Origin of the sequence: Fulvivirga sediminis (genome assembly GCF_016757215.1) — a bacterium.
Lineage (GTDB): Bacteria > Bacteroidota > Bacteroidia > Cytophagales > Cyclobacteriaceae > Fulvivirga > Fulvivirga sediminis.
This window is the reverse complement of sequence record NZ_JAESIY010000012.1, coordinates 76,234-90,637: the sequence shown is the minus strand read 5'-3', so window position 1 is coordinate 90,637 and position 14,404 is coordinate 76,234. Positions and strand designations below refer to the sequence as shown.

Below are 14,404 nucleotides of genomic sequence, written 5' to 3'. Positions count from 1 at the left end.
CCCAAAAAAATGGAAAAGAACATAAAAAAGGATGTTAAGCTAGGCATATTTATAGTTATAGGCATAGCTTTTTTTATAGGGGTAGTTTATTTTCTGGGCAGCCAGCAACAGCTTTTTGGTGATAAAGTACGCGTTTCCGCTACTTTTAAAAACGTTAGTGGCCTGCAGCCTGGGAATAATGTACGCTTTTCAGGAATAAAAGTCGGCACCGTAAAGGACATAGAAATTGTAAGTGACTCTACTGTAAGGGCAGTACTGCTTATCAATAAAGAATCTGCTCAGTTTATTAAAAATGATGCCTTTGCCTCTATAGTTTCTGATGGACTTATGGGCAATAAAATAGTAAGCATATCAGCAGGTACAGCTCAAGCAAAAAGTATAGCTAAAGATGATAAGCTAAGAAGTAAGGAACCCGTGAGCCTGGATGATGTGGTAGCTTCCTTTAAACAAACCTCAGATAATGCACAAGATTTAACAGCTAATTTGCTCGCTATTAGTAACCAGATAAAGAATGCAGAGGGCTTACTAGGAAAGGTAGTATCAGATACAACTATGGCACATCGAGTAACATCAATGGTAGCTTCTTTAGAAAAAAGTTCAAGACATGCCGCAGGAATTACACGGCAGGTAGAACAAGCGGCCTATCAAGTAAACCACGGAGATGGCCTGATTGCTAGGGCACTTTCTGATAGCACTTGGGGCAAGCAAATTGATCATACGCTAGATTCTGTTTACTTTGCTGGCGAAAGCATCGCGCAAGCCAGCCGTGAGCTGAAAGACTTTATGACTAAGCTTAATAACAGCAAAGGCGCTATTGATAAATTGCTTAATGACAGCACGGTAGCGAAAGATCTTGAGCAAACAATAATAAATGTAAAAAAAGGTACAGATGATCTTGATGAAGTAATGAAGACCATCAACGACAGCTGGCTACTTAACCTATTCTCTAAAAAGGATAAAGACAAGGATAAAAACGACAAAAAGGATTAAGCTGCAATATATCGATTTACCTTCTTTACCAGCGATTCTATATGAAAGGGTTTAGCAAGGTAATCTTCAGCACCGCTGCGCTTGGCAATATTAGCAATTTCATTATTCGCGGAAAGTATTACGACAGGAATGTGTTTATAATCGGTGGAATTTTTCAACATTTCTGTGGCTTTTTCTCCACCTAAATCAGGAATCCATAAATCCATTATGATAAGATCTGGGTGATATTGCTCTATTTTCTGATTCACTTTGTTGCAATTATCTGAAGAAAAAACATCAAAACCCTTTCTTTTAAGTATCAAACTCACAAGTTCTACAATATCAGGGTCGTTATCGCAAATTAAAACTCTCTTTTTCATTTTTTTTTCATCTCTTTACTATTCAAAGACTTATTCAATAATAGTGCTACGTATGTCGTTATTTAATAAATAATTTTATCTCGTTAGTAGTAAGTCTCAAGGAATAGCTAATATTGAAAAGTGTGTAGAAATATTTAATCTATCATTTATTCAATTAAACTACATAGGAAGGTATGTGTTATAGTATTGCCTAAAATTGCAGCTAATATTTATGACTAAAGTCAATAAAAAGGAATTATTTATAGTAGGAATAGGAGCGTCTGCTGGAGGTATAGATGCATTGTCAAATTTTTTAGGGCATCTGCCAATAGAGGAGGGAGTTAAGGAATTTTGCATTTTAGTTATTCAGCATTTGAACCCTGATTATCCCAGTGAACTCACAGGAGTGCTGAGTAAGAAAAGTCACTGGGAAGTGGTTAAGGTTGAAAATGGTACCGTACCCAGAGCAGGAAAGGTTTATGTTACTCCACATAATTGTGATGTTTTCGTTGAAAAAGGCCAGATATGTCTAGATTTATTAAAAAGCCCTAGAAGAGTTGCACCATCTATTGATAAGTGCTTTTTTTCCATGGCTAAAGAATATGGAGATAGGAGCATAGGAGTAGTGCTTTCTGGTTTTGGAGACGACGGGACAAAAGGGGCAAAAGCCATTAGAGATGCCAGAGGAACAATTATAGTACAACACCCACAAACTGCGCAGCAGCCCGATATGCCTCAAGCGGTGATTAGCACCAATGAGTATGATAGTATAGTGGCTCCGGCAGATATGTATGACGAAATCTTATTATCTATGACTAATCAAAGGTTGGCTGCAGAACACCTCGATTATAGTGACAAACTAGAGAATATATTTGCCCTGCTGGAAGAGCGGACAGGCACAGATTTTACTAAATATAAGTCTACCACCATTATGAGAAGGCTTGACAAGAGGGTGGAGAGTTTAGAAATGGATAACCTGGCCAAGTATTATGATTATCTGAAAGAAACTCCGGATGAGCTTGAAGAACTTTTCCAGACGGTACTGATCGGGGTTACTGATTTTTTTAGAGATGAAGAATCTTTTGAATCACTACATGCGGAGCTGAAGAATCAGCTGGTGAAAGTTCCTATTAATGAGGCCTTCAGAATATGGTCAGTGGGTTGTGCTACTGGTGAGGAGCCTTATACCATAGCTATTTTGCTTCATGAGATTTTAGGAGAGGCGATACAAAAACGGAAGGTCCAAATATTTGCTTCGGACCTTGATGAGAAAGCTCTAGCAAAAGCCCGTAAAGGCGTTTATGATGCAAGTAGCCTGGAGAATATGCCCGCCGAAATCAAAGAAAAGTATTTCGAAAAAACAGAAAAAGGCTATGAGGTAAAGAAAATATTGAAACAGATGGTACTATTTTCTAAGCATGATATTACCATAGATCCTCCCTTTGTGAAGCTCAATTGTATAGTTTGTAGAAATCTCTTGATATACTTTAATAATGATCTTCAAAAGGAAACGCTTAAAATTTTTCATTATTCATTGAAAAATGATGGCCTTTTGTTTTTGGGTAAGTCCGAAAGCGTCAGTGTAATGCAGGAGCTTTTTGATAAGCAGGATGTAAAGCATAAAATATTTAGAAGGGCAGTGGGTAATCCATTATATCCTTTATTGTTTAGCAAGTTTAGAGGAGATATTCGTGGCAAGAAAAGGCCTAAAGATAAGCCCTCTAACCATTTGTCATTAATGAATGTGGCCAAGGAGACTTTGTTCGAATATTATGAGAATCCATTGGTAATCATTAATGAGCATGCCGAAATAAAACAGATAAGAGGAAGCGTAAGACTTTACCTGGAGGTCAGTGAAGGTTCCATGAGTGCTAATCTCCTGAAAATGGTCAATAAGGAAATGGTACTTGAGCTTAATGCGCTGCTTACCAAAGTGAAAAAGTCTAAAGTTACAGAGGCAAGTAGCATTATTAAATTCCATCTGTTTGATCAGATACACTATGTGAGGATCAAAATACTGCCATTAGCGGGGCAAAATGCACCAGGTTATTTTATGGTGATTTTTGAAAAAATTAACCTGCAAGGTATCTATAAGTACATGGATAGGGATGTTTCTCCTGAAGATTATAATATAAATAAAATTGACGAATTGGAGCATGAGCTGGCTTCTGCAAGAGAGCATTTGCAAACTCTTACAGAAGAGCTGGAATCTTCTAATGAAGAGTTACAATCTCTGAATGAAGAGTTGCAGTCAGCCAATGAAGAACTGAAGTCTTCTAACGAAGAACTAGAAACATCCAACGAGGAGTTACAATCAGCCAATGAAGAACTCTCTGCTGCTAATAGTGAGCTTAGGATTTCTAATGATAATCTCTTAGATAAGGAAAGGCAACTAATACACATAAAAGACGAGCTGGAGCACAATCAGATCTTATACCGTGCAGTAACAGATAATTTGCCAAATGGTACCATAGGAATACTTAATAGGGACTTTGTGATGGAGTTTGTAGGAGGGCAGGGGCTGGACCTGGCCAATTTGAAAAGTGATGATTATGTAGGTAAAAAGCACATGTTTTATAATCCTGATGAGGGAACTAAGCAAAAAATATGGTCTGTTTTCCGAGATACATTTAACCATGGAGTCCAGCAACAGCTTACCTTTAAGTATAATGATCTAGAATACATCCTTACGGCCATACCTTTACAGAAAAACGGAGAGGTGGATAAAATCATGTATCTGACTCAGGACATTACTAAGATTAAGCGTTTGAGTGATAGGTTGCAGGAATTTAGTGAGCGCTTCAAAATAATTGCTGATCTTACCCCAGCTTTGATTTGGCTATATGATATAGATGAAAAATTCAACTATTTTAACAAAGAGTGGAATTCATTTACAGGAGCTGAAGATGAAGAGCTGAAGGGGCTGGGCTGGTTAAATTTTATTAAAGACGAAAATAGAGGGGCATATACTTCTGCTTTAAGAACAGCACTTAAGAATAAAAAAGAATATAATGTAGAGTACTGTCTTTATAACGTGAAGGAGAATGGTTATAGATGGGTACTTGATAAAGGAGTACCACGTTTTGATGCCAATGGCAAGTTCCTTGGCTTTATAGGAGCAGCAGTGGATATTAACGACCAGAAAATGGTCGAAAAGAAAAAAGACGAGTTTCTTAATGTGGCCAGTCATGAGTTAAAAACTCCTCTCACGTCTGTAAATGCGTATGTTCAGCTCATTGAAGAGCGCTTTGAAGAAGACAATATTGAGGGTGATGTTAAGAATTATATAAAAAAGGCTTCCAGGTCTTTAGTTAAATTAAATCAGCTGATTTCTGATCTGTTGGATGTAAGCCGTTTGGAAGCAGATAAAGTGAGAATCGATTTTCACAGACTCAATTTCGACCTTCTTGTGAGGAATACTGTGGATAATTTTATGCCCACTACAAGTCATACTATAATAGTGGAAGGTGATACCAATAAATTCATTAAAGGAGACGAGCCGCGCCTGGAACAGGTAATATTGAATTTCTTATCTAATGCAGTGAAATTTTCGCCAGTTGATAAAGAGATAAAAGTATCGCTTAACACTGATGATAAAAGTGTTTGGTTAGAAGTGCATGATCAGGGAATAGGAATAGATAAGAATAAAATGAATAAGATATTTGATCGTTTCTATCAGGTAGATGAAGCTAACCATACCGGCGGTATTGGCTTAGGCTTATATATCAGTAAAGAGATCATACAAAGGCATTGGGGTGAAATATACATCGACAGCGAAGGTGTCAATAAAGGAACTACTATAGGCTTCCGTTTAGATACTGTTTAAAAAATACCAGTAAGAACATTTCTTTGCAAATAAAGGAATGTTCTTACTTTATCAATCTCTGCACCTATTATCATTTATTTAAACATAAATATCAGAGAAGTTAGGGTAAATTCTTTTTTCAACTAACTCGTCATGCTCTGAAAAAATCCACACCTCTGAGGGTAGATTAGTTTTGGCAATACCAATGGTGGTATTGAGCGCCGTGTTAAAATCATCTGCAGAGTAAATACTTTCTCTGCTGTGGTTTTCTGTTACTTTCCAGTGCGATCCACATCGCCTGATACAATAGGCTAATCTTGAATTATTCATGGTAGTAGCTATTTAAGTTATTGTTTAATAGTACATAACTGCATGATTTCTTTTTTCAAACTATCTTCTAAAAAGTCCGTAGAAGTAAAATCAATATGCTTATATAGTACTTTTAATGTAGCCGTTATGGCCTCATTTGCTTCCATCTTATTATGCCATAAATCTTTGTAGCGATTCCTCCGAAAGGCTACCTCTGTTATATGGTCTATTTTTTTTAATGGTTTGCCAGGTGGACATATCTTCCAATTTTGAATATAAATTATTTTTAACGGGTTAGATAATTGTTCTATAAACTGAGCCGACTGGTGATAGGTAAAACTGTTTCTTAGTGTATGCAATACCAGAGATAACAGTCTGCCTGTTTTTATATAGCAGCCATAGTTTAAGTTTCCGTCTAATTCTTTGATGCATCCTTTGTCCACCATGGCTAGTTTATTATAGTTTAACTCCATAGTTAGTTAGTGTGTAAAAGAAAAAATTAAAATAGAGCTAGCCAATGACTCTAGGATGTATAGCGTTTCCTTCAATCGTTTGCATAAATTATTATATATTAAATATAAGGAAATCGAGCCTAAAAAACCTTTTTTTTAACCAAAAAATGCGCCTATGTACCTATCAGTAAGAATTAAACAAAAGCACTTAATCCAGTAATGGCTCGGCCCACTATAAGGGAATTAATCTGTTTGGTGCCTTCATAAGAGTATACCGCTTCAGCATCCGCCACAAAACGAGCTACGTTGTATTCTAGTAAGATGCCATTACCCCCCATGATTTCACGTGCCTGACTCACAATCTCTCTTGTATGCATTGTACAGGTTACCTTAGCGAGCGAGGCTTGTTCATCTGTCATGGTTCCAGCATCTTGAAGCTGAGAAAGGCGGAAAACCAAAGTTTGCATACTTGTGAGGTTACTTAGCATTTTTACCAGTAGATCCTGTACTAGCTGGAAAGAGGCAATTGGTTTACCAAATTGCTCGCGATTAGTAGCGTATTTGAGGGCATTTTCATAGGCTCCTATGGCACAGCCCACGGCCTGCCAGGCTACTCCGGCACGGGTCATTTTAAGTACTTTGGCGGTGTCTTTAAAAGAATTAGCTTTTTGCAATCTGTTAGCCTCAGAAACCTTACAGTTTTTAAGAGTAATCACTGCATTTTGAACGGTGCGTAGAGCCATTTTGTCTTCAATCTTTTCAGGATGAAAGCCCGGCGTTTCTTTCTCTACAATAAAGCCCTTTACTTGCTTGTCATCTACATCTTGCGCCCATATAATAGTGATGTCTGAAAAGGTAGCATTGCCTATCCATTTCTTTTGACCATTTAGTATCCAGGTATCTCCTTCGCGTTTAGCAGTGGTGGTGAGCCCCCCAGCTACGGCAGAGCCTACTAATGGTTCAGTTAATCCGAAGGCTCCTATGGTTTCCATAGTTTGCATTTTAGGGAGCCAATAGTCTTTTTGCTCTTGAGACCCACAAAAATAGATAGACCCCATGGCTAAGCCGGCCTGCACTCCAAAAAAAGTACTTATTGAAGTGTCTATTCGGGCCATTTCCATAGATATAAGGCCTTCCAGTAAATAAGATTGATTGCTTGAGCCTACTCCATCGAAAGTGAGGCCGCAAATGTTGAGCGCTGCCATCTTAGGAATCAGCTCATGAGGAAACTCTCCCTTTTTCCAATATTCATTAGCGATAGGCTCTACTTCCTCTTCCATGAATTTACGTACTTTTAAGCGTATCGCTTTCTCTTCTTCTGTAAGCAGGCTGTTCAGGTCATAGAAATCAGAATTAACTTCAGGAATCTTCTGCTCTTTGTTGCCTGCCTTCAGAGCACGCATCAGGTTGTACATCTCCACCTTGTCCATTTTAGAAATGGAAGTGAATATTTCTTTAAGATCTATGTGAGTACTTATTTCCTTTAACTTCTTTAGGTCCAGGCCTTTCAGCATATCCAGTAGGCCTAATTGTTCTTTTTCGCTCATTTATTCAGTAGGTATAGTTTAATATATAAACAAGGCTTTAATCCTCATGTTTTGATAAAACAAAAGCCCGGTGTTAGCCGGGCTTTTATTCGTGTGGTTGTTGGTCTATTAGTGTTAATCTTTTGTGTTAAGAAAGATTAATAATAATAATATAAACTCTGTGCCAAATCAATAAACTTCTTTTATCATAGAGGAAAACAGGTTTATACTTAATGTCTGTGGAAATACTTAATCAACAATATGTAGAAAGGGTATTAATTTACCCACAGTTATTTGATTAACGAGGTTCTATAGTCTCCTGTTTCAAAATTTTAGTCAAAGGTAGTATTTACTATTTTAAAATTAGATACTCCCATAATAGAACATAGTTTGTAAAGTCGACTTTTTTTGCTTCTCACTTCATCGAGGTGCATTTTTACCTTTTTCTTATTAGAATATGTCTGGTAAAGCCTTTCCAGTTTTTCTTCTTCCGCAGTTAATAATTCAATCTGATTTATTAACATCTCTTCAGGTCCCATAGTATTTGCCATAGAATGTTAAAATTTAAGGTATATATAAAAAATTAAGGAACAGGTGTTTCTCTGTTTCTATTAGCATCTTCTTCTTTTTGCTCTTTTTTTAATGAACTAATTTCTTCTAGGTTGCTTTTTATTTCTCTTTTTTGAATTTCAAGAATATCCGCAAGGTCTTTGGGGAAGTCTTTGCCCGAAAGTACTTTGTCATATTCTTTTAATGCATGTTTTTCTCCTTTCTCACACTCCTCCAAAACCGCTTTACCATTGAACTTTTTTGGAGCACTTTTAATCTCCATCCACACTTTATGTAAGTCAGATGATAATCCGCTTTTGACCTCTTTAAGTTTTGCTTTCTCCATTAATTTTGCAGCAAACTCTTTTCTTTTTATGGCATTATTGTTTAAAAATGTGCTTAGCAGCCCGTCGTTTACACAGCTTGCTGCTGTTCTATAGCCTTCATTAGCTTCTACATTGATCTTTATTAGAGTTTGTATGTTATCAATCTTTTCAGTCATATCAGTAGTAGGTTATAGGAAGGCAGTTGTAATCAACCGCCTTCATTTTAATATACTATTTTTTTTAAACTTTTCTGGCGAAATGCATGATTATCGAAATAACTAGCAGTACTAGAAATATGTAGAATATGATTTTAGCTATGGCCGCTGCTCCTGCAGCTATACCGCCAAAACCTAGTAATGCAGCCACTAAAGCCACTATAAGAAAAATTACAATCCATCGTAACATAATAATTTGATTTAGGTGATAGTTTACAACTAAATCAGTAGAGGGAAATATCATGCCACTGGCTTATAGGCCTTTTAAATAACTTTTATGTTTTAGGGTGGGGATAATTGTATACGTGAGAGGGAAAATAATCTATGAAGTTTATTTTAGTGTGGGATTTTATCTTCACAGTCCGGGCATATCGTAGATTGTGTTTTTAGCTCATGAGTAGTACCAAATATTTTTCTATTGGTAAGCGCATCGAACCATCCGTCTTTAAAATTAACTTTACCGCACACAGCGCATCTTTTTTGAGGGGAGGTAGCATCTTCCTTAAAAAGTATTTCTGGATCAATTTTCTCGGACTTAATAAGGTCATGCTCTATTAGAAAGCGGTCATCGTTTTCTTTAGATACCATCATGCGCATAAACTGAGCCTTATGAGGACCATCGCAACGATAATGCAGTACATATGGCTTTTCAGTAATATTTACGCGTGTTATCATAGCATCTAAAAACATTCTTATCTGATCTCCCTTAATGAAACTAGTGATATATTTTCCCTTAATAGAATCGCTTAAGAGTTCATCGGCTTGGTTTTTACTGGCCAAAATATCCCACGAATCGTCCACGTCTACGATTTTCCTTTCAGCATTTATCCAAATAGAGGCCATAAATTTTTTTAACTATAATACAATATTCATATTTGTTTGTTAAACAATTTATCGTTTGAAGTTATTAATTATAAAATAACTTATTTGTTTTGGGGTCTTTATAACGAGAATAATCATTGGAGAAGAATAATACTGTAGAGTATCTGGTAGCGATAGGTGCGTCTGCAGGAGGGTTAGCACCCTTGCAAGAATTAGTGGAGTCATTACCGGAGCGGTTGGACAATGTGGCTATTATAGTTGCTCAGCATTTGAGCCCTGAGTATAAGAGTATGCTTACAGAGATTATAAGCAGAAAGACTGTACTAAATACAACAGCTATAGAAGATGGAGTGCTATTAGAGCCCAATCATATATACGTTACGCCGCCTAACTGTGATGCTATCATAAAGGATACTCATTTGGAAATAACTGATATTTCAGCTCATGGACCGAGGCCGAGCATTGACAAGTTATTTACCTCCATGGCTAAGTCTTATGGTAAAAAAGCTGTTGGAATTATTTTGTCTGGTACAGGCCAAGACGGCAGCCAGGGAATAGTGGCTTTAAAAAAGGCTGGTGGACTTACCATAAGCCAGGATTTAGCAAGCTCCAAATATTCAGGAATGCCCCAGGCGGCTATGACTACCGGTATGATCGATGTGGTGCTTCCGCCATCAGAAATAGGTAGTAACCTGCTAAACCTTATAAAAAATAAACCTTTTGTAAAGAACTATAATAAACAAGGGGTGGAAGAAGAGCAAGAAGATGATTTTGAGTCTAGCGATGACATAAGCACTATACTCCATCTGCTTGAGGCTAAAATTGGAACTGATTTTAGTAATTATAAGGAGTCTACTATAGTAAGAAGGCTGGAGAAAAGGCTTCATGATAAGGGCTTCTCGAGTGTAGAGAAATATCTTAACTATATTAGGAATAATGAGGACGAACTAGAAGAGTTTTTTAAGTATTTATTGATAGGTGTAACTTCCTTCTTTAGAGATGCCGAAGCATTTAAAATGCTAGAGCAGGAGATTGAAGAACGAATAAAAACTAAGGATAAGCGAGAACGTTTTAGAGTATGGGTGCCTGGCTGTGCCACAGGAGAGGAGAGTGTAAGCCTGGCTATAATGATTAATGAAATACTCATACAAACTAATCGCTATGATATTAAATTGCAGATTTTTGCGACAGATATTAATGCTAATGCCTTGAAGGACGCTCGATCAGGGATATATTCAAAAGAAAAGCTGGAGAATTTACCTGAGAAGCTAATTAACAAATATTTTGAAAAATCAGGTGAGAATTATGAGCTCGTTAGAGATATTAAACAATCAATATTATATACAAAGCACGATATTACCAGTAACCCACCATTTTTAAGATTAGATTTGGTAAGCTGTAGGAATCTGTTTATTTATTTCAATCAAAGACTTCAAAATCATATATTTCCAATATTTCAATATGCACTCTTACCCGATGGACTTTTATTCTTAGGTAAGTCAGAGACGGTCGGAAATTATAAAAATATTTTCAGTACTGTTAATGCCAAATATCGCATATTCTCACGAAAAGAGCGTACCTCTTTAAAGCCACTCAAACTCCCCAGCACTAAGCCTCTCAGTGTAGATAAGAAAATATCAGCTACTAGGAATCTGAAAAATGAATCTCTTTCTATTCATGAAATGGTGAAAGAGACCGTTTATAACACTTATGAAAGTCCATACGTGATTATAGATGAAAATATGGATATCATTGAGATATCAGGCGATACTAATGAATTTCTTAAGATCAGACCAGGTTTAGCTAATATGAACCTGTTAAGGCTGATTACTGAAGATTTGCAAATAGTTGCTCGTGCTTTGGTGACCGAGGCTATTAAGTCTATGAAAATAGCCAGGGGTGAAGTGCGTAGGTATAGCATTGGAGATCAGAAGCATTTGGCCAGGCTGATAGTAAAACCTTTGATATATTCAAAACCCGGTCACCCTTACTTCATGGTAATATTTGAGTCTTTTGATATTGTGGAGCCTTTCTTCGCATCTACCAGTGAGGAACTGGAAGATGCTCATATGAACGTTCAGCATATGCAGGAGCTTGAGTATGAGCTGATTAGCAATAAGCAGCATATGAATACTTTGGTGCAAGAGCTTGAAACTACTAATGAGGAGCTGCAGGCTTTAAATGAAGAGCTACAATCTTCTAATGAGGAGCTGCAGGCCTCTAATGAGGAGTTGGAAACCTCTAATGAAGAGCTACAAGCCACTAATGAGGAACTGGAAAATGCTTATGTAGATCTGAGAGTGGCTTCTCAAAAACTCACTCGCCAAAAGCAGATGATGGAGCAAATAGCCATGGCTTCACCTGATTTAATAGCAGTAATTACGGGAGATGCTCTAATATTTGAATACGTTAATCCTAGTTATCAAAACCTATTTTCTAATAAGAAGCTAGAAGGTAGATCCATGAACAATGCCAACGCAGAGTTTATGAAGTTAGGATTCATGGGGGCTATTAATGAGGTGCAGGAGACAGGAAAGGCATTTCATATGAAGGAGGTAGAATATAATCTTAATCCTGCTAAAAAAGATAATAAAAAATCCAGATACTTTAATTTTTCTTTTGCACCTCTGGCTTCAGAGGATAGTTCTAGGCCTGATATAGTTATTTATGGAGTAGATGTATCAGAGCCCGTAAGGAATAGAAAGGTAGCTGAAGATAGTGCCAAGTTCTTTAAAACACTGGCCGAGTCCATGCCTCAAAAAATATGGACTATAGACCATAAAGGACACATTGCGTATATGAATTATACGCTAAAAACTTATCTCGATGTAAAAGGAGAGGATTACAGTAATGTTGATTTGGATGAATGTATTTATGCAGAAGACTTAGAAAAAGTTAAAAAAACCTGGAAAGAGGCGATTGATAAACAGATAGAATATACTATTCAATATCGATTGTATGACAGTAACCAAAATTACCATTGGCACCTGGTAAGGATCACGCCATTACTAAAAAGAGATGGAAGTATACGGGTGTGGATATGCACAGCCACTGATATTCATGAGCAAAAAACTATAGAGCAGAAGAAAGATGAGTTCATGGGTATTGCTAGTCATGAATTAAAAACTCCTCTTACTACAGCCAAGGCATATATGGAGCTTTTAAAGGAGCTACTTATTGATGAGGAAGTAGAGCTAAGCACTGTAAGAACTTATTCAGAAAAGGCTTTGGTAGGTATGAAGAGGCTAAGTTCTTTAGTAGGAGATCTTCTGGATGTGACTAGGATACAGACAGGTAAGCTTCATTTTGAGCTATCTGAAGTGGATTTTGATCAGGTAGTGGTGAATGCTACTGATATTTCTACACCACTTTCAAATCAGCATGATGTCATATTTAAAGGTGATAAAACAAATGTAAAGGTAAGAGGAAATGGAGAGAAGCTGGAGCAGGTTATGGTTAACCTGATAAGTAATGCCATTAAATACTCATCCAATGCTAATAAGGTACTTATAGCCACATCGGTCAATGAAGGTAAGGTGTGCTTTAAAGTCACGGATTTTGGCAATGGAATACCACCGCAGTACCAGTCAAAGATTTTTGAAAGGTTTTACAGGGTGCAGGAAAAGGAAGATTTTTCATCAGGTTTGGGAATCGGGCTGTATATTTCTAAACAAATAATAGAAGCTCATGAGGGCACTATTGGGGTGAAAAGTAAAGAGGGTGAAGGAAGCGAATTTTTTATAGAATTACCAATTGTTTAATTATTAAGCGCTATATACATGAAGAAAACGGTTTTGATCTGTGATGATGATAAAGATATATTAGAACTATGTACTTTTATTCTCAACAAAGACTATAATGTGAAAACATCACCTCATGTAATGAACATTGTAGAGCTGGTAACAGAGCTTAATCCTGATCTTATACTAATGGATTTATGGATACCAGATATAGGCGGAGAGCAGGCCGTGAACCTCTTGAGAAAAGAAGGTAGCACTCAATCCGTACCTGTTGTGCTGTTTTCTGCCAACGATGAAATAGAGAGGATAGCAGAGAAGGTGAAGGCAGACGGAGTAATCCGAAAGCCTTTTTCAGTGAAAAATTTAAAAGATTATATTTCTTCTATTCTTAGTTAAGCTGGTGCGAAAGTGTTATAAAGTACTCAAATGCCTTTTTTGCCCCATTAATAATATCATCTTCTTTATCCCTATTCTTTGAATGGTATAGAATCAATGTCTCTAAAAAAACTTTCCAGTAAGAGCTTGTGTTTTCACCGTAATAAGAAAGGAAGTTGAAGATGTTTTTGCCGTCAAAAGCCTTATTTTTCATAAGGTTTTTTAGTATAATATTTCCTCCGAGTGTAGACCCTTCGGTTACATACAGAGCGCCCATAATTTCCGCACTATTAAGCTCAGGAAAAGATTCTTCTGGTAAGTCAATAGACGGGCTGTCCAGATTATTCAAATCTTTTACTATTAGATGGGCTTTTTTTCTTTTAGCTAGCTCTAAGGTAGAGAGGCTCTCTACTTCGCTAATGTTTTGGGCCGCTTGCTCTACATTCAAATTAAGCCAGTAATTTCTAATAAGCATTGTTTCATATTGCTGCAATGTAAGAGTTGAGTTATATATTTCACGGAAATAATTGTTCTTCTCAGATAGCTTGTGCAGCTCTGCAGTTTCATTTTTCAGAAGTTCAGCAATCATAGGTTTTCTGACAAATTATTAAGTAGTTCTCGAAGATATTTTAATGAAAATGGCTTTTCTATAAAGCCATCCCATTCATGCTCTGTAGCTATCTGGCTAATATTATGAGCTCCTGATAAGGCATATACCTTATAGTCAGATTTTAGTTCGTTAGCCATTTTTACACCATCAGCCAATCCCCAGTTGATATCCATAAATATAACATGGATGTCATGGTCTGTGGCTTTGTTTTTAAACTCAGAAGGGGTCAGGCATGGGTATACATTATACCCTTGCTGTTCGCCTATTAGTTTGATGAGATCGCAGGTGTCTCTGTCATCATCACACACTGCAATGCTTAGTATCTCCTCCTCTTTATTCATTCTATT

14 protein-coding genes are annotated in these 14,404 nt (G+C 36.9%); 4 read left to right on the top strand and 10 right to left on the bottom strand.

Annotated features, from left to right (window positions below; genetic code table 11):
- Positions 1-9 precede the first annotated feature (9 nt).
- A complete protein-coding gene (locus JL102_RS19575; RefSeq protein ID WP_202246154.1) occupies positions 10-990 on the top strand; it encodes an MlaD family protein in 981 nt (326 codons plus the stop codon).
- Here the strand turns inward: JL102_RS19575 and JL102_RS19570 are convergent.
- Positions 987-1,349: a response regulator gene (locus tag JL102_RS19570; RefSeq protein WP_202246153.1), complete on the bottom strand. Its 363-nt coding sequence runs from the start codon at positions 1,347-1,349 to the stop codon at positions 987-989. The two genes, JL102_RS19575 and JL102_RS19570, sit on opposite strands and share 4 nt — an antisense overlap.
- A gap of 211 nt (positions 1,350-1,560) precedes the next feature.
- Between JL102_RS19570 and JL102_RS19565 the strand changes: the two genes are divergently transcribed.
- Complete coding sequence (locus tag JL102_RS19565; protein ID WP_202246152.1) at positions 1,561-5,154, top strand: CheR family methyltransferase; 3,594 nt, start codon at positions 1,561-1,563, stop codon at positions 5,152-5,154.
- Positions 5,155-5,232: 78 nt separating this feature from the next.
- On the opposite strand, the gene JL102_RS19560 is transcribed toward JL102_RS19565, so the two are convergent.
- The 7 genes from JL102_RS19560 to JL102_RS19530 form a co-directional block, all read right to left on the bottom strand.
- Positions 5,233-5,463, bottom strand: a complete 231-nt coding sequence (locus JL102_RS19560) for a hypothetical protein (protein ID WP_202246151.1) — start codon at positions 5,461-5,463, stop codon at positions 5,233-5,235.
- 17 nt (positions 5,464-5,480) lie between these two features.
- Positions 5,481-5,915, bottom strand: a complete 435-nt coding sequence (locus JL102_RS19555; protein WP_202246150.1) for a DUF2267 domain-containing protein — start codon at positions 5,913-5,915, stop codon at positions 5,481-5,483.
- Positions 5,916-6,088: 173 nt separating this feature from the next.
- Complete coding sequence (locus JL102_RS19550) at positions 6,089-7,441, bottom strand: acyl-CoA dehydrogenase family protein (RefSeq protein WP_202246149.1); 1,353 nt, start codon at positions 7,439-7,441, stop codon at positions 6,089-6,091.
- A 311-nt stretch (positions 7,442-7,752) separates the two neighbouring features.
- Positions 7,753-7,971: a hypothetical protein gene (locus JL102_RS19545; RefSeq protein WP_202246148.1), complete on the bottom strand. Its 219-nt coding sequence runs from the start codon at positions 7,969-7,971 to the stop codon at positions 7,753-7,755.
- Between the two features lie 32 nt (positions 7,972-8,003).
- Complete coding sequence (locus tag JL102_RS19540) at positions 8,004-8,471, bottom strand: PA2169 family four-helix-bundle protein (protein WP_202246147.1); 468 nt, start codon at positions 8,469-8,471, stop codon at positions 8,004-8,006.
- 64 nt (positions 8,472-8,535) lie between these two features.
- Positions 8,536-8,700: a DUF1328 family protein gene (locus JL102_RS19535; RefSeq protein ID WP_202246146.1), complete on the bottom strand. Its 165-nt coding sequence runs from the start codon at positions 8,698-8,700 to the stop codon at positions 8,536-8,538.
- A 146-nt stretch (positions 8,701-8,846) separates the two neighbouring features.
- Positions 8,847-9,353: a hypothetical protein gene (locus tag JL102_RS19530; protein ID WP_202246145.1), complete on the bottom strand. Its 507-nt coding sequence runs from the start codon at positions 9,351-9,353 to the stop codon at positions 8,847-8,849.
- A 116-nt stretch (positions 9,354-9,469) separates the two neighbouring features.
- Here JL102_RS19530 and JL102_RS19525 point away from each other — a divergent pair, with 116 nt between their 5' ends.
- Together JL102_RS19525 and JL102_RS19520 are read left to right on the top strand one after the other, a co-directional pair.
- A complete protein-coding gene (locus JL102_RS19525) occupies positions 9,470-13,093 on the top strand; it encodes a chemotaxis protein CheB (protein WP_202246144.1) in 3,624 nt (1,207 codons plus the stop codon).
- Positions 13,094-13,111: 18 nt separating this feature from the next.
- Positions 13,112-13,468 carry a response regulator gene (locus tag JL102_RS19520; protein ID WP_202246143.1) on the top strand — a complete coding sequence of 119 codons (357 nt, stop codon included), beginning with the start codon at positions 13,112-13,114 and terminating at the stop codon, positions 13,466-13,468.
- Here the strand turns inward: JL102_RS19520 and JL102_RS19515 are convergent.
- Both JL102_RS19515 and JL102_RS19510 read right to left on the bottom strand, forming a co-directional pair.
- The gene (locus JL102_RS19515) at positions 13,461-14,036 is read right to left on the bottom strand and encodes a biliverdin-producing heme oxygenase (protein ID WP_202246142.1); all 576 of its coding nucleotides are present in this window, start codon (positions 14,034-14,036) and stop codon (positions 13,461-13,463) included. The two genes, JL102_RS19520 and JL102_RS19515, sit on opposite strands and share 8 nt — an antisense overlap.
- The gene (locus tag JL102_RS19510) at positions 14,033-14,398 is read right to left on the bottom strand and encodes a response regulator (RefSeq protein ID WP_202246141.1); all 366 of its coding nucleotides are present in this window, start codon (positions 14,396-14,398) and stop codon (positions 14,033-14,035) included. The genes JL102_RS19515 and JL102_RS19510 overlap by 4 nt, the downstream gene beginning before the upstream one ends.
- Positions 14,399-14,404 lie beyond the last annotated feature (6 nt).

What these genes read in the sequence shown, in the direction of transcription:
- JL102_RS19545 (WP_202246148.1), bottom strand. Translation starts at nt 7,971, where the DNA reads ATGGCAAATACTATGGGACCTGAAGAGATGTTAATAAATCAGATTGAA.
- JL102_RS19530 (WP_202246145.1), bottom strand. Translation starts at nt 9,353, where the DNA reads ATGGCCTCTATTTGGATAAATGCTGAAAGGAAAATCGTAGACGTGGAC.
- JL102_RS19520 (WP_202246143.1), top strand. Translation starts at nt 13,112, where the DNA reads ATGAAGAAAACGGTTTTGATCTGTGATGATGATAAAGATATATTAGAA.
- JL102_RS19535 (WP_202246146.1), bottom strand. Translation starts at nt 8,700, where the DNA reads ATGTTACGATGGATTGTAATTTTTCTTATAGTGGCTTTAGTGGCTGCA.
- JL102_RS19560 (WP_202246151.1), bottom strand. Translation starts at nt 5,463, where the DNA reads ATGAATAATTCAAGATTAGCCTATTGTATCAGGCGATGTGGATCGCAC.
- JL102_RS19515 (WP_202246142.1), bottom strand. Translation starts at nt 14,036, where the DNA reads ATGATTGCTGAACTTCTGAAAAATGAAACTGCAGAGCTGCACAAGCTA.
- JL102_RS19555 (WP_202246150.1), bottom strand. Translation starts at nt 5,915, where the DNA reads ATGGAGTTAAACTATAATAAACTAGCCATGGTGGACAAAGGATGCATC.
- JL102_RS19540 (WP_202246147.1), bottom strand. Translation starts at nt 8,471, where the DNA reads ATGACTGAAAAGATTGATAACATACAAACTCTAATAAAGATCAATGTA.
- JL102_RS19575 (WP_202246154.1), top strand. Translation starts at nt 10, where the DNA reads ATGGAAAAGAACATAAAAAAGGATGTTAAGCTAGGCATATTTATAGTT.
- JL102_RS19565 (WP_202246152.1), top strand. Translation starts at nt 1,561, where the DNA reads ATGACTAAAGTCAATAAAAAGGAATTATTTATAGTAGGAATAGGAGCG.
- JL102_RS19570 (WP_202246153.1), bottom strand. Translation starts at nt 1,349, where the DNA reads ATGAAAAAGAGAGTTTTAATTTGCGATAACGACCCTGATATTGTAGAA.
- JL102_RS19550 (WP_202246149.1), bottom strand. Translation starts at nt 7,441, where the DNA reads ATGAGCGAAAAAGAACAATTAGGCCTACTGGATATGCTGAAAGGCCTG.
- JL102_RS19510 (WP_202246141.1), bottom strand. Translation starts at nt 14,398, where the DNA reads ATGAATAAAGAGGAGGAGATACTAAGCATTGCAGTGTGTGATGATGAC.